Consider the following 19,627-nt stretch of genomic DNA (forward strand, 5'->3'; position numbering starts at 1 on the left):
TTTTTAGAATAGTAGTTTTAGGGTGTCATTGAACAACACGTACACCATCAAGGCCAAAAGAATAAATGTTCCTATTTGTTGGGTGCGTTCCATAAATTTCTCTGAAGGCTTGCGGCCACTGATCATTTCATAAAGCAATACGATGACATGGCCACCATCTAATGCAGGAATCGGTAGAGCATTCATAAATGCCAAAGCCATAGAAAGCAATCCGGTAAGTGCCCAGAATTTTTCCCAATCCCATTTCGGAGAAAACATTTGTGCTAAACCTACTGGTCCAGTAAGTGCATTTTTAGGCGAAATATGTCCTTTGAAAATTCTTGCAAAACCATTGATTTGTTGAGGAATTACTCCTAATGCTTCTACTGAGCCAACTTTGAAAGCCTCTGGTAAAGAGTACATAGCCTTCGTTGAAGTTAGGAGACTTTTTGGGTAAAAACCTATGGCTGAATCTGCCGTAACTACTGGATGTATAACAAGGCTTGTGCCTTTTCTTTCAATTCCTAAGTCAACTTTTTTGTTGGCCGATTTCTTTATTAGTGGTTGTATTTGTTGATAATATGTAATTGGTGTACCATTAAAACTCACTATTTTGTCTCCACTTCTTAGTCCAGACTTTTCTGCTGGCATGCCTTTGGTTACGCGGTCAACTTCAAAAGGAATGATGGGATCTATAAAGTAGTTTTTCTGAGCAACTTTGTCTATTAGTTCGTTGGGTATTGGTATTTCTAAGGTTGTACTATCTCTTTCAACAGTAAACAGTACATTTTCATTGGTAATTGAGCCTCGCAATTCACTAAGCGTTTCATAGTCTTTACCATTTATTTTAGTGATTTTATCTCCTGTTTTTAGGCCAATTTTCTCGGCCATTGGGTAGGCAAATATTCCTCTTTTGTTTATTTCCTCTTTGGTGTAGTCTTCATCTCCCCAAACGTATTTTACGCCAGAGAATATCAGTATACCAAGAATTACGTTTACAATGATTCCTCCCAACATTACAAAAAGTCTCTGCCAAGCTGGTTTTGAACGAAATTCCCACGGCTCAGGCGTAGAAGATAGCTGTGAAGCGTCTTTGGTTTCGTCAATCATACCGGCTATATCTACGTAGCCACCCAATGGAAACCAACCTAGGCCGTATTCGGTATCGCCTTTTTTCTTTTTCCAAAGAGCAAAGTTTAGGACGTTGGGAAGTGGAAATAAAAAGTCAAAGAATATATAAAATTTATTAACTCGGATGTTGAAGATTCTGGCAAATATAAAATGTCCAAATTCGTGTAGTCCAACTAAAATCGTAAGTGCCAGCAAAAGCTGAGCGGCCATAATTAATCCTTCCATATTTTTTGGCTAAGCCTGATAGTTTGTCTTTGGTATCTAAAACGCAAAATTCGTTATAAAATTCAAATAATGTAGTATTTAGGAGCAAAAATGAGCGTATTTTCCTAGAATTTATACATAAAAAAACACCCACACCGGAAACCGACGTGGGTGTCTCGCTACTAAATCCACACAACTTTGATACAAAGTTAGTAAAAGATTTTAATGTAGCAACAGTTTTTAATTATTTTTTTAAACGCCTGTACTGCTTATACTTGCACCTAAAAATTCTCTATTTAATCTAGCAATATTCTCTAGAGAAATCTCTTTTGGACACTCTGCCGCACATGCTCCAGTGTTTGTACAAGCTCCAAATCCTTCGGCATCCATTTGGGCAACCATATTGAGGGCTCTTGACTCTCTTTCTGGTTGGCCTTGAGGTAACAATGCCAATTGAGAAACTTTGGCAGATACAAAAAGCATCGCTGAAGCATTTTTACAAGCGGCTACGCATGCCCCACAGCCTATGCAAGCCGCTGCAGCAAATGCCATGTCTGCTTTGTCTTTTCCAATAGGCAGACTATTGGCATCTTGGGCATTTCCTGTGTTTACAGATACATAACCACCTGAGGCTATTATTCTATCAAACGCCGAGCGATCAACCACTAAGTCTTTGATAACTGGGAATGCTTTTGATCTCCATGGTTCTACAACTATGGTGTCGCCGTCATTAAAGGTTCTCATGTGTAGCTGACAAGTGGTAACACCTTCAAGCGGTCCATGAGGTTGGCCATTGATATACATGGAGCACATTCCACATATTCCTTCACGGCAATCGTGGTCAAATGCTATCGGTTCTTTGTTTTCTTGTACAAGTTTTTCGTTTAGTACGTCAAACATCTCCAAAAACGACATGTCTGGCGAAACGTGATCAACTTTATATGTTTCTAAACTACCTGAAGTTTTGGCATTTTTTTGCTTCCAAACTTTCAGATTAATGGTCATATTACCTGTGCTCATAATTCAAAAAAAATTGAAATAATTATTTATAGTTACGTTGAGCTATTTTGATGTTCTCATATTTAAGCTCTTCTTTGTGCAGCTCCCATTGGCTTTCACCTTTGTGTTCCCAAGCTGCCACATACATATAGTTTTCGTCGTCACGCATGGCTTCACCACCGTCTTCTTGGTATTCTTCTCTGAAGTGTCCACCACAAGATTCGTTTCTATTCAATGCATCTATACACATCAACTCTCCTAACTCTATAAAGTCAGCCACACGGCCAGCTTTGTCAAGCTCAGGGTTGAATCCGTCTATATCACCCAAAACTCTAAGATCGCTCCAGAACTCTTTTTTCAAGGCTTGGATTTCAGCAATGGCTTCTTTCAAACCTTTTTCGTTTCTGGCCATTCCGCATTTTTCCCACATGATTTTTCCTAATCTTTTGTGGAATGATTCTGGTGATTGTTTTCCTTTGATATTTAATAATTTCTCAATTCTCTCACGTGTTGCTTTCTCAGCTTCTACAAATGCTTCATGATCAGTAGGAATTGCCTTGGTTTTAATTTCGGCCGACAAGTATGCACCAATGGTATAAGGAATCACAAAATATCCATCTGATAAACCTTGCATCAGAGCAGAAGCTCCCAATCGGTTGGCTCCGTGGTCAGAGAAATTGGCCTCACCTAAACAATATAGACCTGGAACGGTAGTCATGAGGTTATAATCTACCCAAACACCACCCATGGTATAGTGTACTGCTGGATATATCATCATAGGAACTTCGTAAGGATCTTCTCCCGTAATTTGTTTGTACATGTCAAACAAGTTACCATACTCCTCTTTTACAACTTCTTTTCCTAGGCGAATCAAAGTATCCAAATCAGGGTTTTCGATACCCAATTTTGTAGCCTCTGCTCTACCGTATTTGTTGATTAAGTTTGATTTAAAATCTAGATATACCGCCATTTTAGTAGCACCTACACCATAGCCAGCATCACATCTTTCCTTGGCTGCACGTGAAGCGATGTCTCTTGGCACTAGGTTACCAAACGCAGGGTAACGACGCTCTAAGTAGTAATCTCTTTCCTCTTCTGGAATATCGTTGGCTGCACGTTTGTCGTCTTTTTGTTTTGGAACCCAAATACGTCCGTCATTACGCAAGGATTCAGACATCAAAGTTAGCTTTGACTGATGATCGCCAGAAACCGGTATACATGTGGGGTGAATCTGCGTGAAACAAGGATTTGCAAATAATGCTCCTTGTTTGTGGGCTTTCCAAGCTGCAGTTACATTACTTCCCATGGCGTTGGTAGATAGATAAAATACGTTTCCGTATCCACCAGTACACAATAACACTGCATGTCCGAAATGTCTTTCAAGTTCTCCAGTGATAAGATTTCTTGCAATAATTCCTCGTGCTTTGCCGTCGATTTTAACAACATCAAGCATTTCATGACGAGAATAATTTACAACAGAACCCTTACCTATTTGTCTCTCAAGTGCCGAATAAGCTCCTAAAAGTAATTGTTGACCAGTTTGTCCGGCAGCATAAAAAGTACGTTGTACTTGTGTACCACCAAAGGATCTGTTTCGCAACATACCACCATAATCACGTGCGAAAGGTACACCTTGAGCCACACATTGGTCAATAATATTGGCTGAAACTTCAGCTAAACGGTGAACGTTTGCTTCTCTTGCTCTGTAATCACCACCTTTGATGGTGTCGTAGAACAATCTGTATGTAGAGTCTCCGTCGTTTTGATAATTTTTAGCTGCGTTGATACCTCCTTGAGCCGCAATGGAGTGAGCTCGACGTGGAGAATCTTGAAAACAAAATGTTTTGACCTTATAGCCCATTTCGGCCAATGACGCCGCAGCCGAAGCTCCGGCAAGTCCTGTACCTACCACTATAATTTCCAGACTACGCTTGTTGGCTGGGTTTACCAAAGGTACGGATGATTTATATTTCGTCCATTTTTCGCCTATTGGGCCTTCAGGCACCTTTGCGTCCAATTTTATTGTTGCCATTTTTTTATAATTAAGCTGAAATTATTTTAAAAAATAAAAATATAAAGGCATTGCTGCATATCCGATAGGAATCAAAACCGCAAAAACCCAAACTCCAATTCCTTTGATAAGTGGCGTATATTTTGGGTGACTCCACCCCAAAGTTTGAAACGCACTTTGGAAACCATGAAACATGTGGAACGCTACAGCAAACATAGATAGCACATAGAAAAGTACTAATAAGATGTTTTGAAATGAGAACGAAACTACACTGTATAGGTCCTTAACTATGATGGTTTTTGTTCCCGCAGCCTCATTTAACGATTCCACTTTTTTGGCTTCTTGAGTATAACCCGTTTCCATCATAGTTGTTTCAATATTTCCACTTGAAATTTGCTCAGTGTACTTTACGTATGGTAGTGCCTCATTGTGGTATTTGTACCAGAAGTCACTCATGTGTACCGCCAGATAAACCAAAAGAATGGTTCCCAAAACGGCCATGTTACGACTAAAAACATTCGATGAATTTTTAACTACCGCATATCCAACTGGACGAGCTTGACGGTTTTTGTAGGTTATGTACAATCCCCAAAAAGCATGGAATAGTATAAGTGCGTAGTTTACGTAAGAAACGATTTTGATAAGCGGAAAAGTGGTCATGAAAACCGCGTAGTTATTGAAGGCATAACCACCGTCGTTTTTAAACAATTGTAGGTTTCCGATGAGGTGTACTATCAAAAAAGTACATAAAAACAAGCCCGTGAGTGCCATTAGGAGTTTTTTACCTATGGAGCTTGTTAAGGTTTTTGTTAGCCAAGACATATTATATTTTTAAAATTTAAATAATAGTAAATACTTAGAAAAATCCAATTTACTTTCGAGGTTCAAATCTAACTCTGAAACCGTTTAGAATCAATATAAATACTGAAATTTATTGGTAAAATGATGTTGATTTAGAGCAAGTTCCTTTGACAAATCCTTACATGTTAGAACATTTTTTTGGTGCTAATGTTTTGGAATATCACGCATAGGCCAAAAAAAACCTCCAAGAAAAATCTTGAAGGTTCTGTTTCTATTTATCTGAATAATGACCAAGGGCAGAAATGACAATTACTAAAATTTCATTCTCTAAAACTCTATATACCAATCTATCTTTCTTATTGATTCTTCTAGACCAATAACCTTTCAACTCATGTTTCAATGGTTCAGGTAAACCGATGCCTTCGTAAGGGTTAACTTCTAATTGCTTAAAAATGGTTTCAATTTTTGTTATATCCGATTTATTGCCAGAAATGTATATTTTTTGTAAGTCTTTTTGAGCGGATTTTTCTACTCTGATAGTATACTTTCCCATATATTATCAGTGTCTTTGATAGTTATAAATTCTCCCTTATTTAGTGATTCCTCTCTATTTTTAATTTTTGAAATAAAATCGATATCATAACTACTCACTTCCCTATCTTCAAATTTAATTTTTAAAGCTTTGAGGAAGGCTTTCAAGGCATTTATGTCTTCCTTTTTTTCTGGGTAAGAAATAATAGCATGCATATTAAAAAGTTTAAGTATTTAAAAGTACAAAAATTTTAGGCTGATAAAATGATATCAAAAAAAACTTTCAAGATTTTTCTTTAAGCCATAGTCTTAATTTAAAACGTCAAATCCACAGAAAGCTTGAAGTACTTTTGGAACTTTTATTCCTTCGGCAGTCTGATTGTTTTCCAAAATAGCTGCCAATATTCTCGGCAAGGCTAATGCCGAACCATTTAAGGTATGCAAAAGCTTTGTTTTGCCATCAACTTTATATCTGAGTTTGAGTCTGTTGGCTTGGTAAGTTTCAAAATTTGATACAGAGCTGACTTCTAACCAACGTTCTTGAGCCGCTGAGTAAACCTCAAAATCGAATGTCAATGCCGAGGTAAAACTCATATCCCCACCGCACAAACGAAGAATTCTGAATGGTAACTCAAGTTTTGTAAGCAAACCTTTTACATGCTCTAGCATTTCCTCCAAAGCCTGATAAGATTCCTCTGGCTTACGAACCTGCACGATTTCTACCTTGTCAAATTGGTGGAGTCTGTTCAAACCTCTAACGTGAGCTCCCCAACTGCCAGCCTCTCTACGGAAACATGGTGTATACGCTACATTTTTTACAGGTAAATCATTGTCACTCAATATTACATCTCGGTACATATTGGTGATTGGCACTTCGGCGGTTGGAATCAAATAAAGGTCATCAGCGGTTGCATGATACATTTGACCTTCTTTGTCAGGCAATTGACCTGTTCCAAAGCCTGAGGCGGCGTTGATCACTATTGGAGGTTGCACTTCAAAATATCCTGCTGCTTCAGCTTCGTTCAAAAAGAAATTTATCAAAGCACGTTGGATTTTGGCTCCTTTGCCTTTGTAAAAAGGAAAACCAGCACCTGATACCTTATTGCCCAATTCAAAATCTATGATGTCGTATTTTTTTATCAGTTCCCAATGAGGCTGAGCATCAGCATGAAGTTTTGGTATTTCACCCTGAGAGAAGATATTTAAGTTCTCCTCTGGTGTTTTGCCTGCTGGTACACTTTCATGGGGCAAATTGGGCATTGTTACCAGCACCTCTTGAAGCGATACTTCCAATTCCTTCAGCTTTTCTTCAAGGTTTTTAGAAGTGGCTTTGAGTTCGGCAGTTTTACCTTTTATGGCTTCTGCTTCTTCTTTTTTACCTTCTTTCATCAAACCACCTATTTCCTTGGCCAAGTTGTTGGATTGAGCCAAAGTATTGTCCAATTCCAGCTGTGTGTCTTTGCGGTTTTGATCCAAAGACAAAACCTGCTCAACAGTTTCGGCGGCATTTTTAAAATACTTTCTCTCCAGACCAGCGATGGTGAGGTCTTTGTTTTCTTTGATGAAATTCAGTTGTAACATAATATTCTTCTATGATAGTTTATTTGTCCTAAGTGATAATTGAGATGGCCAACCAGATGAATCAAGAAATAATCTGTTTTCATCTCATAGCCAAATACATTGTCTGGGTAAGTTTGATTTAAAACTTCAGAATCCAAATTTGAAATTGTTTGCTTTACCATTTCTGTGGTTTCGTGTAATGATTTCAATAGATGGTCTTTCGTGTTTTTTCTGAAAACTCGGCTGGTCTATTTCTTTCATAACCAGTGTTTCCTAAAATTGCACCTATGTAATTGTTCAAATTTCCCAGTATATGTAAACACAAGTTTCCTGCCGAATTGTTGATGCCTTCGGCTTTTATCCAAAGTTTTTCTTCATCCGAATAGGCCTCAATTTCGGATTTTAATCTAATGAGATCTTTTTCGAAAACAGCAGAAAGTGAATTTTGCATTTTTATTCAAATTTAAAAAGCCCTTCATTCAATGCCTCCAAAGCGGCATTTTTGTCTTTTGTGTCAACCAAAATAGACATATTGTGCTCAGATGCTCCATAGGCAATCATTCTTACTGGAATATCTTTCAAGGCGTTCATAACATTTATGGCTATGCCCGCCTTGTCTGCCATGAAATTACCCACAATACAAATTATACTTTGGTTAAAATCATGAGGCTCAAGATCAGCAATTTGATTGAGTTCCTCGGTTATTTTGTCGAGATTTTCACTGTTGTCGATAGTCACCGCCACTGAAACCTCAGAGGTGGTAATCATATCTACAGGCGTTTTGTATTTTTCAAAAACCTCAAATACTTTTCTTAAAAAACCATAGGCATTCAGCATTCTGGTGGAATGAATATAGATGGCCGTAATATTGTCTTTGGCAGCAATGGCAGTGATTTCGGAGGTATGAGAAACGTCGGACTTTATCAATGTTCCAGGGGCGTTTGGCTCCATGGTATTTTTTAACCTTACAGGAACGCCTTTCATTTTAGCTGGCGTAATGGTGCTTGGGTGGAGAATTTTAGCTCCAAAGTAGGCTAGCTCGGCAGCTTCTTCAAAACTCAACTCACGCACAGGGAACGTACGCTTTACGATTCTCGGGTCGTTGTTGTGCATGCCGTCTATGTCTGTCCAAATCTGTATTTCTTCGGAAACCGTTGCTCCACCTATCAATGAAGCCGTGTAGTCAGAGCCACCACGTTTTAAGTTATCTACTTCTCCACGTGGATTTCTACAGATAAATCCTTGAGTAACAATTATTTGCTTGTCTGTTTGTTTAGACAATAAGTGCCCAAGTTTTTCTTCAATAACGGTCAATTCAGGCTCATTGTCTGCATCGATACGCATGAAATCCAAAGCTGGAATCAATACTACACTGTCGCCAACCTCTTCCATGTAAGCAGCGAACATTTGCGTTGAAAGTATCTCGCCTTGAGCAACTAATTCTTTGTCTTGCTTTAAAGTGAACGGGCTGATGTTAATCAAAGAAGTTATGAAGTCAAATTCAGTATCAATGATTTTTTGGCCTTTGGCTAAGCCTTCGGGCGTAGTATAAAGTTCCTCAATAAAACTCTGATAATGTTTTTTAAGACTTGAAATGTTTTCTAAAGCCTCAGAGTTTTTATGTTGTTTTATAGCTTCACCTATGGCCAAGAGACCATTTGTGGTACCAGACAAAGCTGATAAAACCACAATTTTCCTTGTTTTATCCTCTGTAACAAGGTTTCTGATTGATTTCATTCTTTCTGGCTTTCCTACCGAAGTGCCGCCAAATTTCCAAACTTGCATATTATATCGTTATATTTTTTCTTTTACCACAGAGTGTCACGGAGTTTTGCACAGAGCGACACAGAGATTTTAATTTTAAGCCAAACCCAACATCTTAATCGCGGTAATGGCGGCTTCGTCGCCTTTGTTGCCGTGTATACCACCGGCTCTGTCTAGGGCTTGTTGGTGGGTATTGGGTGTCAAGACACCAAAAATTACTGGCTTGTTATATTTCAATGAGACCTCGGTTAATCCGCCAGCTACAGCGTGATTGATATAGTCATTGTGTTTGGTTTCTCCTTGAATCACACACCCAATAGCTATAACGGCATCTATATCAGCCTTTTGTGCATATACTTGGGAGCCATAACTGAGTTCAAAACTGCCAGGAACGTAAACTTTCAACACATTGGATTCTTTTGCACCATATTTTACAAGCGTATCTATGGCTCCTTGGGCTAAAGGTTCGGTGATGTCATCGTTCCATTCGGCTACGATGACCACAAACTTTTTCCAACTGATGTCTGGTAAGTTTTCGGTTTTGAAAATACTAAGGTTTTTATGAGCAGAAGACATAATTCTAATGAGTAAATGATACAAAAAAGGGATAAACCTGATGGCTTATCCCTTTGATTTTTAATATTTTTAATCTCGGTTATTCGCCAATCTCGGTTTCTAGTCTCGATTTGTACTTTTTAGCCAAAAGGGTTTCTGTACCTGTAGGATATTTATTTATAAGGTCTGAATAAACCTCTACAGCCTCTTTTGTTTTCTTAGATTCCGTAAGAGCATTTGCCCACTTCATCATATATCCTGGAGTTGAGAATTTGTTAGGCTTGTAGTTTGAAGCTTTTTCGTAGTAGTTGATGGCGTCTTCGACTTTTTTAGTTTCCATGTAACAGTCACCAATAAGTGCGTAAGCTCTGCCTTGCAATACTTGGTCGTCAGACGAAAACTTATCCAATCTTTCGATGGCTTCAGCATATTTAGCTTGCTTCATCAAAGCTATACCAGCATATAGGCTTGCTAATTTACCTGCTTTTGTACCGCTGTAGTTGTCAGCTAAAGATAAAAGACCTTCGTTTCCACCTTTTCCTTTCAATGCTTGGTTTAGTGAATCTGCCTCAAAAGAGAAAACAGCATCATAAAGAGCAACTTGAGCTTCTTTTTCTTGGGTATCTGTATAGTATTTGTAACCGAAGTAAAGTGCTACAACTGCAATAATAGCTCCACCTATGTATGTAAGTAATTTTGAATTTTTTTCTAAAAGACCTTCATACTTAAAAAATTCCTTTTTTAGTGCGTCGGCGTTTTCTATAATTTCAATACCTTTATTCTCTTTATCAGCCATTTTTCTGTTGTTCAAAATTTTTGGAGTGCAAATTTATGAAAAACCTTCATAAAATTTATATAAAAACTCCTAAAAAATGTGCCAAAAGCATTTTGACACAAAAAAAAGACCGAAAAATCGGTCTTTACAGCGTTTTATAATTTTATTCTCTCAAGAACGGGTAGTCCTGCTGAACATAAATGTCCTCAAATGCTTCCTCAGGTTTTGGCCATGGAGATTCTTCCGCAAAAGTTACTGATTCATCTACCTGAACTTTGATTTTTGCATCAATGGCTGCAAGTTCCTCTTCAGTAGCTATTTTTTGAAATAAGATTCTATCCTTAATCAGTTCGATTGGATCTCTTTGCTTCCATTCGGCTACTTCTTCTTTGGTACGATATTTTTGAGGGTCAGACATTGAATGTCCTCTGAATCTGTAAGTTTTGAACTCCAAGAAAGTTGGACCATCACCTTTTCTAGCTCTTTCTGCTGCTCTACTAACGGCTTCGTGAACGATTTCTACGTCCATAGCGTCCACTGGCTCAGCTGGCATGTCGTAGGCTTCGGCTAGGGTATATAACTCTCTAACGTTTGAGGTTCTTTCTACAGAAGTACCCATAGCATAGCCGTTGTTTTCTACCACAAAAATCGTAGGTATTTTCCAAGTCATGGCCATGTTGAAGGCTTCGTGCAATGCACCTTGACGAGTAGCACCGTCACCAAAATAACAAATACAAACTTTGCCTGTGTTCAAGTATTTTTCGGCAAAACCCAGTCCAGCACCCATTGGTATTTGTGCACCTACAATACCGTGTCCACCTACAAAACCCACCTCTTTATCAAAAATGTGCATAGAACCACCTTTACCTTTGGTAGTACCTGTTACTTTTCCATATAGTTCGGCCATGATTTTTTTCGGGTCTGTACCCAAAGCCAAGGGATGACCGTGGTCACGATATGCTGTGATATACTTGTCCCCTTTTTCTAATGCCGATACCGCACCAGATGAACAAGCTTCTTGACCTATATATAAATGACAGAATCCTCTGATTTTTTGTTGACCATATAATTGACCTGCTTTTTCTTCAAACTTGCGTTGCAATTGCATAGTCTCGTACCAAAAGATGTATTGTTCTTTTGTGTATTTTACTTGAGCCGCCTCTTTCTTTTTGCTGGTTGCCATAAAGTTTTCGCTTAGAATTTTTTGGATTGCAAAAATAAGGATTAAAACTAAATAGAAGGAATATTATTGATAAAATCTATGTCTTTGGCCAAAAGATAGCATTTGTCTGATATGTTTTTCTCTTCGTGGTTGTTTACAGAAACTTCTACTTTGCTATAGTTGACAACAATTTCGGGATGATGGTTGTGTTTTTCTACTATTTCAAACACCTTCATGGTGAAATTAATCACTTCAGCGTAGTTTTTGAAATTGAATAGTTTGTGAAGTTTTCCATCAGTAATTTTCCAATTTGTTTTGGTTAACTCTTCGATTTGAATTTTCGTAATTTCCATGGATATTTTTGTTTATTTGAATGCCTCTGGATACTGATAACGAAGTTTTTCGTGTATTTGTTTGTGGGTGGAGAGCTCGGCCCAAGTGCCAATCAGTGAAAGTGTGCAAATTAAGGAAATAAAATAAGGATTGGTAAAAAAGGCGTTTTTGAAACTTTCGCTCAATATCAGATTATTGAGATTTAGGACAGAGCCGCTCATTGAAATCCATAGGGGTTGATATTTTTTCTGAATCAATTTTAGTTTTTCTTCACGGTTCATTTTCAACAATATAACGACTGCCACCAATGCTGTAATTAGAAAGTATGGTAGCACGAAATATTTGTATTGATTATGCTGCAAATTACTAACAATGAGGAATGTCAATGTAAATACTAGGAGTGTGTAAACAAGTTTTGGAAGTTTGAAGAACTCAAAAAAGTGCTTCCAATATTTTTTACGACTTTCTGAATAAGCAGCTTTGGCTCTTTCAGTTACGAAGTCTGAGAAGCCGAACAAACCGAAGTTTTTATATTTTGAAAGTAGTACTTTTTCGAAATCTTGGTTGGGAAATTGTTCCAACTCCGCCTCTATGGCTGAAGCAAGATGATCTACCAGTTCTAATTGAATATCATGGTATTCTACGTATTTTGCTTTTACGAAGGCTTCGATTCTTTGGATTTCGGTAACTGTAAGGGTCATGCTTTGAATATTTTAAAGTTTAAAATTTTCTTTTCAATGAAAAAATTTAATGTGGTTGATAACATTAGAATAGTCAACGTAAATACTATGCTCTGGCTTACCTTATCCATTTGAATTTCAAATAGTGTAACAAACTGGATGATAAAAATCAAAGCAGAAATAGGTATTAGGACTATTTTAAATACCGATACGGTTTTCAGGGAATAATCTGTAAATACCCTCCTTTTGGTAGAAAACAACGAACCTAATGTTGAGTGTTTAAATGCCTCAACTAAATTGGCTTTTTCAATAATGAATGCGGCTAAAAAAATATTCAAGGGGATACTGAACCCTTGTGTAAAAGATCCTAGGCTATTTAATTTGAAATTGATGGTTGCGTATGGCAAAAACTTAAAGATTAACAGACCGATAAGTAACCAGATTAGTATTTTTGAAGTTAAAAAATTATTAGCTAAATTTTTGAAATACTCTATTTTAATGTTTCTGTCGAAATACATTGCTTGTTGATATTCTAAGGCTTTTAAGCCGTAAAATTCTGAGATTTCGCCAAGCCTAACTTTCTGTTTGTAGGAATTAAAATTTTCATGGACCTCATTAAATGATTCCTCAAACGATTTACTTTCATTCATTTTATACTCTATTTCAGAGCAGAAATGATCGAACATTTCATCATAGAATTCTTTGAATGTAAGTTCACAAGAATTAAAATACTTCTCTATTTCAGCTATTTGTGAATCAGTCAGTTTCATGATATACTAAGTTTCGGGTTTAAGATTAGGTTTAAATTTTCGGCAAATGCTTTGAGTTCAGCTATTCTGTCCACTGCAACGGCATTTCCTTTTGGAGTGATTTTGTAGTATTTTCTTGTGCGACCATCCACTTTTTCGAGTTCGGCGGTTAGAACTTCCTCGGCTTCCAATTTATGTAAAATAGGATAAAGTGCTCCTTCGGTTATTTGAATATCGTCTTGAGTGAGTTCTTTAACTTTTTGCGTGATTTCGTAACCATACATTCTGCCATTGTCGTGTAACAATTTCAGGATAATGGTACTTAAACTGCCTTTCAGGTGCTGATTCATGATGAATTGATATAATTTGATACAAACATACATAATATTCTTATGCATCCAAATGTTAGGTATGCTTTTTTTAAGAAATTTATTTCAATCAAAAATGAATTTGACCAAACCGCAATTCTTCCGCACCTTTGTAGTCATTATGTATTTGCAAAAACTCCAGTTGTCCAATTTTAGAAATTACGAAAATCAATTTTATGAGTTTTCGGAAGGATTGAACTGCATTGTTGGTAAAAATGGAAGTGGCAAAACGAATCTACTCGATGCCGTGTATTTTCTGTCCTTGTGTAAAAGTTCTATACACAGTCAGGATGCTTTGAGTATTAAATTTGACGAGGATTTTGCTCAAATTGAGGGCCGTTTTGGGGAGGAGTTAATCACTTGCTCTATGCAAAGAGGTGGGAAGAAGTCATTTTTTTATGACAAAGTACCTTACGAAAAACTCTCAGAGCACATAGGAAAATATCCTGTGGTTTTGATTGCTCCTGACGACACAGACCTCATACGCGATGGTAGTGAGACACGAAGAAAGCTTTTTGATGGCATACTTTCACAAATTGACGCAGAATATTTAAAACTCTATTTGTCTTATAATAAATCACTTGACCAGCGAAATAGTTTGTTGAAACAATTTGCCGAGCATAATTATTTCGACGAAGATTTAGTGAGAATTTACTCGGATCAACTTTTGGCAACAGGCAAGAAAATATTTGAACTTAGGAATAATTTCGTAACACAGTTTTTGCCCTTGTTTAAGAAACATTATGACGAACTTTCAGACAACAGAGAAATGGTGGAAATCAATTATAACTCGGAGTGGGCGGATGAAAACTTTGAAGAGATTTTTCTAAAATCCATCGGCAATGATTTGGCAGCACAGAGAACCACCAAAGGAATACACAAAGACGACTATGAGTTTTGGATGGAAGGGAAACCCGTGAAGAAATTCGGTTCGCAAGGCCAACGAAAAGCTTTTATTATGGCTATCAGAATGGCTCAGTTTGATATTCTTACACAAATTAAAGGTTTTAAACCTATCCTTTTGCTAGACGATATCTTTGATAAACTAGACGAAAAGCGAATCAAAAAATTGGTTGAAATGATTGATAGCAAAGTCTTTGGTCAGGTTTTTTTGACAGATGCTCGCCCGAAGAGAACCAAAGAGTTGTTGAAAGGAATTGATGTAAGGTTTTTAGAAATTGGATGAAGTTTATTAGTGTCGGTTGTGAGGACACAACCGATGGCATTTTGATGTGTCGGTAATGCAGTGTCGGTTGTGAGGACACAACCGACTGCATTCAATTATTTCATAACAAAGCCCTATCCAAATGCACATAACCACCATCCACATGAATGAGCTGACCTGTTGTGTGACTCGAGCGATTTGACAACAGGAAAACCACCATATTTGCCAATTCTTCGGCTGTTGTCATACGTTTTCCTAGTGGAATTTTATCCTTTATTTTCTCTAATGTTTCATCAGGATTCGGCAAGGTTTTTATCCATTTGTCGTAAAGTGGCGTATAACATTCTGCCACCACAACAGAATTTACTCGGATACCATACTTCAACAATTCCACTGCCCACTCACGGGTTAGGGCGTTGCGAGCACCGTTGGCTGCGGCATATCCTGAAGTACCTCCTTGACCAGTTTCGGCGGTTTTAGAGGTTACGTTTACAATAGAACCCTTGGCTTCTATTAATGACGGCAGGCAATATTTCGCCAATAGATAATAATGTACAACGTTGCGGTGAAGTGAGGCCATAAAGCCCTCATAATCTCCATTTTCGAGGCCTATTCCGTCGTTGGCACCTGCATTGTTTACCAAACCATGTATCTTTCCAAAGCGAGCTAGAACTGCATCTACAGCTTTTTTGCATTCGTCAGGGTTCGAAAGTTCCGCCTCAACGGTAAATCCAAATCCACCAGCGGCGGTTACCTTTTCCAAAGCCAATTCGTTGTCTTTTGTATTTCTTCCGATAATTACCGGAAACGCACCTTCTAATGCTAACTGACTTACTATTCCTTCTCCAATTCCTTTCGCACCACCAGTAACTATGATGACTTTTTCTTTAAGATTAAGATTCATCTTTTATTTATTTTTTGCCCAATAATCCAAAACCATAACTTTGTCGAGATGTGGTTTTAAAACTTCCACAAAAGCCTTATGGTCAGGGTGAGGCAAGTAAATGGCTCTATCTTCTTCACTGCTGAAAGTCACAAAAAATACGTGCGTAAAACCATTGTCAAGACCTTCTGGACTGTTGTTGGTGCCCCATTCGTAGTCTTTTATTTGTTTGATTTTGCCCTTTAGTCCATGAAAAGCATCTTCCACTTTTTTTACATCTGCTGCCGAGGATGTTTCTTTGAATTTAAACATCACCACATGTCTTAATTCTTTTTTTTGTGAAAAACCAGAAGTTGAAATTGCCATAAATAACGCCGCGATTAAGAATGATTTGAATGATAAGGTGCTGAAAATATGCATGTTTGGGAATGGTTGAATTTTATTAAAAATATAATCTCAGCAAAAATAGAAATACCTTCCTTTTAATAAAATTAATTAGGAAGAAATAATCGTGGGATGTAGTTTTATTTATCAAAAAAACAAAAGCATGGCAAAGTTGGACACCTCAAAGTATGTGGAAGGAGTAAATAATTATTATTACACTTTTGCAGAATTTCCTGACGCTAAAGTCTTTAAAGATGAGAATTCAAAAGACTGGGTGCAGCACCTGCTATTTGGCGATTTTATACAGATTGTTGACCTAGAAATCAAAAACAACCGTGTAAAAGTAAAAGCCAGAAACAATTTTGGGTGGATTTCTGTGAGTAAAATCCGAAAAGAAAGAGTGCTGGAAGTCAACTTTATAGATATTGGCCAAGGGGACGGATGTCATCTGGTAACCCCTGATGATGAGCATTTTATAATTGATGCCGGTGAAGGGGACAATATGAATCGTTATCTCACTTGGAGGTTTAATTTGTACAAGAAAAACGTGCCGATTAAATTGGATTTCAAGGCTATTATCAGTCATGGTGATATGGATCATTATGGCGGTTTTCGTGATTTGTTCAAAAATAAGGCATTGCGTTTTTCGAATGTTTATCATCAAGGTATTGTAGAGCGACCAGAAGCTGGGAAGGTTTCTTTTGGAAAAATTGAGGAAGGTTTAATAACCGAATTGGTAAGTAATACCACAGAGATGAAAGCCATAATTACTGATCCGAACAAGTTAAGTGGCAAAGGATCTACTTACCCAAAAACCCTCGCCGAGGCATTAAAAAGCAATCCGAATGTAAATTTTAAGATGCTGAATATCGAAAACAATTACTTAGATGCTTTTACAGATCAAAATTTTGTAAATGGTAAGGAGTTTTCTATGAAAATTCTTGGGCCGATTCCTCAAACAAAAAACGGAAAGAAAGGTCTGAAATCAATCGACAAAGGCGGGAAGGACAAAAATGGACATTCGGTTATAATAAAATTGAAGTACGGAAATCTTCGGCTTTTACTTGGAGGTGATTTGAACGAAGAATTTGGTAAGATTATGCACAAACATTATGCTGACAATAATATCCTAGATGAGCTAATAGTTGATGCCGCCAAAGCCTGTCACCATGGTTCCAATCACTTTGATTTGGACTTTTTGAAAGCGGTAAATGCTGCCGCAACGGTTATTTCTAGTGGAGATGATGAGCCTTATTCTCATCCAAGACCTGACACTTTAGGAGCTTTGGGTAAGCATGGCTATGGCGATAGACCCATGATTTTTAGTACTGAATTGGCCAGGTCAAATAAGGAAATTACTTACAAAAATCTTATAAACTTGAACGATTGGGGAAAGAAAGTGGCCGATTTGAAGCTTCAACGAAAGGCTATCAACGACGGAAACGCTCCAAATAAAGCAGAACTTCTGAAAGAATTAGATGTAAAAACTACTGATATTCAAAAGGATATCAACTCATTTCTTACTCGTTTTGGTATGATAAATCTCCGTTCGGACGGAAACCGAATGATAATTGCTCAAAAATATGAACGAGATGCCCCAAGCGGCAAATGGGATATCCAGGAAATGGAATTTGATACCAATACGGGTCGATTTGAGCGAAAAGGGTAAAACTCCTATAAATGTTTCATGTAAGTCGCCAAGTCTTTGTCGCCTCTGCCCGATAGTCCTATCACCACCGTTTCGCCTTTTCCGGCTCCCAAATAATTGAGAACTGCCAATGCGTGACTCGATTCTATGGCTGGAATTATACCTTCCAGTTTGGTAAGCTCAAAGCCTGCTGAAAGCGACTCATCGTCTGTAATTCCGTAAAAAGTGGCCCTTTTGCTTTCCCATAAATGTGCATGCAATGGCCCGATGCCGGGGTAATCCAAACCAGCTGAAATAGAATGTGGCTCTACCACTTGGCCATCAAATGTTTGCATCAAAAGGCTCTTACTTCCATGCAATATGCCTGGTTTCCCCAGAAATGTAGTGGCGGCTGATTTTCCAGTTTTTACACCATGGCCAGCGGCTTCGGCAGCTATGATTTTCACGGAAGGTTCGTCTAAGAAATGGTAAAAAGTACCTGCGGCGTTTGATCCTCCACCTACGCAAGCTATCACATAATCTGGGTTTTCGGAGCCAGTTTGTTCAAAAAGCTGGGTTCTAATTTCCTCTGAGATGACTGACTGGAATCTCGCCACCATGTCGGGGTAGGGGTGAGGGCCAACTACCGAACCAATGATGTAATGCGTATCTGTCGGATTGTTTATCCAGTGTCTCATGGCCTCGTTTGTGGCATCTTTGAGGGTTCTTGAACCACTTTTTGCAGGTCTTACTTCTGCACCGAGCATTTTCATACGAGCAACATTAGGTGCTTGGCGTTCGATGTCGATTTCGCCCATGTACACAATGCACTCCAAGCCCATCAATGCACACATGGTGGCGGTGGCCACGCCGTGTTGTCCTGCACCGGTTTCGGCTACTATTTTCTTTTTATTGAGTTTTTTGGCCAATAATATCTGCCCGAGGGTATTGTTAACCTTGTGAGCTCCGGTGTGACAGAGGTCTTCTCTTTTTAAGTAGACATTGGTTTGGTATTTTTCTGAAAGTCGTTCGGCATGAAAAAGCGGCGTCGGACGACCCACGTAATCTTTCAGAAGACGTTGGAACTCCTCTTGAAAACTCGGTTCATACATGATTTTGAGATAGTTTTCACGCAATTCTTCTACATTTGGATAGAGCATTTCGGGAATAAATGCTCCGCCAAAATTTCCGTAGTATCCTCTTTCGTCCACCTGAAACGGTGAGTTTTCTTTTAGACTTTTCATTGTTTTTTTTTTACCGCCAAGCCGCTAGGACGCAAAGTTTTTGATTTTTTCGTCCAAATAACTCAATCAGGTTTTTTAATTTTTCTAAAAAGCTCTTTTAAAGCTCCAATATCTTTTTTTGCAGGGCTGAATTCGAATTTACTGTTGACATCAATTCCCACAAAATGCTTATTTTTTATTTTATCTAAATCTCCTAAATTTTCTAAAGAAATACCTCCTGCTAGCAAAAATGGAGTATCACCTTCATATTTATCTAAAATATTCCAGTCAAAAGCTTTTCCATGCCCACCATATCCGTCTTCTGCCTTGGTATCGAACAAGAAATAATCTGCAAAGTCTTCAAAATGAATGGTTTTCGAAAAGTCAAATGAATTGTCAACCGAAAATACTTTTATGATTTTTAAGCCTTCTTCTTTGAGTTTTTCACAAAATTCAACGGTCTCATTTCCATGTAATTGCACAAAATCTAGGTCGTATTCTTTTGAAATCTCAATTACTTTTTCGGAGCTTTCATTTACAAAAACACCAGTCTTCTGAATACTCCGAGGTAAGGATTTTAGGATTTCCCTATCCAAAACTTTTCCTGTAAATCTTGCCGATTTTTCATAAAATATAAAACCCATAAAATCAGGTTGTAGCTCTGCCAAAGCCAGAATATTCTGACTTTCTCGCATTCCACATACTTTGATTTTTAGCATTTTTTTAAGGTATTAAGGCACAAG

General features: G+C 37.9%; 23 protein-coding genes. 2 read left to right on the top strand and 21 right to left on the bottom strand.

Annotation, left to right across the window (positions count from 1 at the left end):
- Positions 1–3: 3 nt before the first annotated feature.
- The 17 genes from rseP to EGI31_RS17995 all read right to left on the bottom strand — a co-directional run bounded on the left by rseP (position 4) and on the right by EGI31_RS17995 (position 13,584).
- Positions 4–1,335 (bottom strand): RIP metalloprotease RseP, encoded by a 1,332-nt coding sequence (gene rseP, locus EGI31_RS17920; RefSeq protein WP_255038530.1) that lies wholly within the window; start codon positions 1,333–1,335, stop codon positions 4–6.
- A 231-nt stretch (positions 1,336–1,566) separates the two neighbouring features.
- Positions 1,567–2,319, bottom strand: coding sequence for a succinate dehydrogenase/fumarate reductase iron-sulfur subunit (locus EGI31_RS17925; RefSeq protein ID WP_255038617.1), 753 nt, complete (start codon positions 2,317–2,319; stop codon positions 1,567–1,569).
- Positions 2,320–2,356: 37 nt separating this feature from the next.
- Complete coding sequence (locus tag EGI31_RS17930; RefSeq protein ID WP_255038618.1) at positions 2,357–4,336, bottom strand: fumarate reductase/succinate dehydrogenase flavoprotein subunit; 1,980 nt, start codon at positions 4,334–4,336, stop codon at positions 2,357–2,359.
- A gap of 30 nt (positions 4,337–4,366) precedes the next feature.
- Positions 4,367–5,146, bottom strand: a complete 780-nt coding sequence (locus EGI31_RS17935; RefSeq protein ID WP_255038531.1) for a succinate dehydrogenase cytochrome b subunit — start codon at positions 5,144–5,146, stop codon at positions 4,367–4,369.
- A 250-nt stretch (positions 5,147–5,396) separates the two neighbouring features.
- The gene (locus tag EGI31_RS17940) at positions 5,397–5,678 is read right to left on the bottom strand and encodes a Txe/YoeB family addiction module toxin (RefSeq protein ID WP_255038532.1); all 282 of its coding nucleotides are present in this window, start codon (positions 5,676–5,678) and stop codon (positions 5,397–5,399) included.
- Positions 5,654–5,872, bottom strand: coding sequence for a DUF2683 family protein (locus EGI31_RS17945; RefSeq protein WP_255038533.1), 219 nt, complete (start codon positions 5,870–5,872; stop codon positions 5,654–5,656). Before EGI31_RS17945 ends, EGI31_RS17940 begins: the two co-directional genes overlap by 25 nt.
- A 93-nt stretch (positions 5,873–5,965) precedes the next feature.
- A complete protein-coding gene (gene serS, locus EGI31_RS17950) occupies positions 5,966–7,237 on the bottom strand; it encodes a serine--tRNA ligase (RefSeq protein ID WP_255038534.1) in 1,272 nt (423 codons plus the stop codon).
- Complete coding sequence (locus EGI31_RS25345) at positions 7,225–7,398, bottom strand: DinB family protein (protein ID WP_310586231.1); 174 nt, start codon at positions 7,396–7,398, stop codon at positions 7,225–7,227. The genes serS and EGI31_RS25345 overlap by 13 nt, the downstream gene beginning before the upstream one ends.
- A 23-nt stretch (positions 7,399–7,421) precedes the next feature.
- Positions 7,422–7,667, bottom strand: coding sequence for a hypothetical protein (locus tag EGI31_RS25350; protein WP_310586229.1), 246 nt, complete (start codon positions 7,665–7,667; stop codon positions 7,422–7,424).
- Between the two features lie 2 nt (positions 7,668–7,669).
- The gene (locus tag EGI31_RS17960) at positions 7,670–9,001 is read right to left on the bottom strand and encodes an aspartate kinase (protein ID WP_255038535.1); all 1,332 of its coding nucleotides are present in this window, start codon (positions 8,999–9,001) and stop codon (positions 7,670–7,672) included.
- A 75-nt stretch (positions 9,002–9,076) separates the two neighbouring features.
- A complete protein-coding gene (gene ribH / locus EGI31_RS17965) occupies positions 9,077–9,556 on the bottom strand; it encodes a 6,7-dimethyl-8-ribityllumazine synthase (RefSeq protein ID WP_255038536.1) in 480 nt (159 codons plus the stop codon).
- Between the two features lie 79 nt (positions 9,557–9,635).
- Entirely contained in the window at positions 9,636–10,331 is a 696-nt protein-coding gene (locus EGI31_RS17970; protein ID WP_255038537.1) for a tetratricopeptide repeat protein, read from the bottom strand.
- A gap of 142 nt (positions 10,332–10,473) precedes the next feature.
- Positions 10,474–11,493 carry a pyruvate dehydrogenase (acetyl-transferring) E1 component subunit alpha gene (gene pdhA, locus EGI31_RS17975; protein WP_255038538.1) on the bottom strand — a complete coding sequence of 340 codons (1,020 nt, stop codon included), beginning with the start codon at positions 11,491–11,493 and terminating at the stop codon, positions 10,474–10,476.
- 47 nt (positions 11,494–11,540) lie between these two features.
- Positions 11,541–11,825, bottom strand: a complete 285-nt coding sequence (locus EGI31_RS17980; protein WP_255038539.1) for a 4a-hydroxytetrahydrobiopterin dehydratase — start codon at positions 11,823–11,825, stop codon at positions 11,541–11,543.
- A 12-nt stretch (positions 11,826–11,837) separates the two neighbouring features.
- Positions 11,838–12,506, bottom strand: coding sequence for a hypothetical protein (locus tag EGI31_RS17985; RefSeq protein ID WP_255038540.1), 669 nt, complete (start codon positions 12,504–12,506; stop codon positions 11,838–11,840).
- Positions 12,503–13,255 (bottom strand): hypothetical protein, encoded by a 753-nt coding sequence (locus EGI31_RS17990; protein WP_255038541.1) that lies wholly within the window; start codon positions 13,253–13,255, stop codon positions 12,503–12,505. The genes EGI31_RS17985 and EGI31_RS17990 overlap by 4 nt, the downstream gene beginning before the upstream one ends.
- The gene (locus tag EGI31_RS17995) at positions 13,252–13,584 is read right to left on the bottom strand and encodes a PadR family transcriptional regulator (RefSeq protein ID WP_255038542.1); all 333 of its coding nucleotides are present in this window, start codon (positions 13,582–13,584) and stop codon (positions 13,252–13,254) included. Before EGI31_RS17995 ends, EGI31_RS17990 begins: the two co-directional genes overlap by 4 nt.
- 94 nt (positions 13,585–13,678) lie before the next feature.
- On the opposite strand from EGI31_RS17995, the gene recF reads away from it, so the two are divergent.
- Positions 13,679–14,788 carry a DNA replication/repair protein RecF gene (recF, locus tag EGI31_RS18000; RefSeq protein WP_310586230.1) on the top strand — a complete coding sequence of 370 codons (1,110 nt, stop codon included), beginning with the start codon at positions 13,679–13,681 and terminating at the stop codon, positions 14,786–14,788.
- A 100-nt stretch (positions 14,789–14,888) separates the two neighbouring features.
- Here the strand turns inward: recF and EGI31_RS18005 are convergent, their stop codons facing one another.
- Together EGI31_RS18005 and EGI31_RS18010 are read right to left on the bottom strand one after the other, a co-directional pair.
- Positions 14,889–15,671, bottom strand: a complete 783-nt coding sequence (locus EGI31_RS18005) for an L-fucose dehydrogenase (RefSeq protein ID WP_255038543.1) — start codon at positions 15,669–15,671, stop codon at positions 14,889–14,891.
- Between the two features lie 3 nt (positions 15,672–15,674).
- Positions 15,675–16,016, bottom strand: a complete 342-nt coding sequence (locus EGI31_RS18010) for a Dabb family protein (RefSeq protein WP_255038544.1) — start codon at positions 16,014–16,016, stop codon at positions 15,675–15,677.
- A 181-nt stretch (positions 16,017–16,197) separates the two neighbouring features.
- On the opposite strand from EGI31_RS18010, the gene EGI31_RS18015 reads away from it, so the two are divergent.
- Complete coding sequence (locus tag EGI31_RS18015; RefSeq protein ID WP_255038545.1) at positions 16,198–17,703, top strand: ComEC/Rec2 family competence protein; 1,506 nt, start codon at positions 16,198–16,200, stop codon at positions 17,701–17,703.
- A 5-nt stretch (positions 17,704–17,708) separates the two neighbouring features.
- On the opposite strand, the gene trpB is transcribed toward EGI31_RS18015, so the two are convergent.
- Together trpB and EGI31_RS18025 are read right to left on the bottom strand one after the other, a co-directional pair.
- Positions 17,709–18,905: a tryptophan synthase subunit beta gene (trpB, locus tag EGI31_RS18020; RefSeq protein ID WP_255038546.1), complete on the bottom strand. Its 1,197-nt coding sequence runs from the start codon at positions 18,903–18,905 to the stop codon at positions 17,709–17,711.
- 62 nt (positions 18,906–18,967) lie between these two features.
- Positions 18,968–19,603, bottom strand: coding sequence for a phosphoribosylanthranilate isomerase (locus tag EGI31_RS18025; RefSeq protein ID WP_255038547.1), 636 nt, complete (start codon positions 19,601–19,603; stop codon positions 18,968–18,970).
- Positions 19,604–19,627 lie beyond the last annotated feature (24 nt).

The organism is Lacihabitans soyangensis, from assembly GCF_024343775.1.
Lineage (GTDB): Bacteria > Bacteroidota > Bacteroidia > Cytophagales > Spirosomataceae > Leadbetterella > Leadbetterella soyangensis.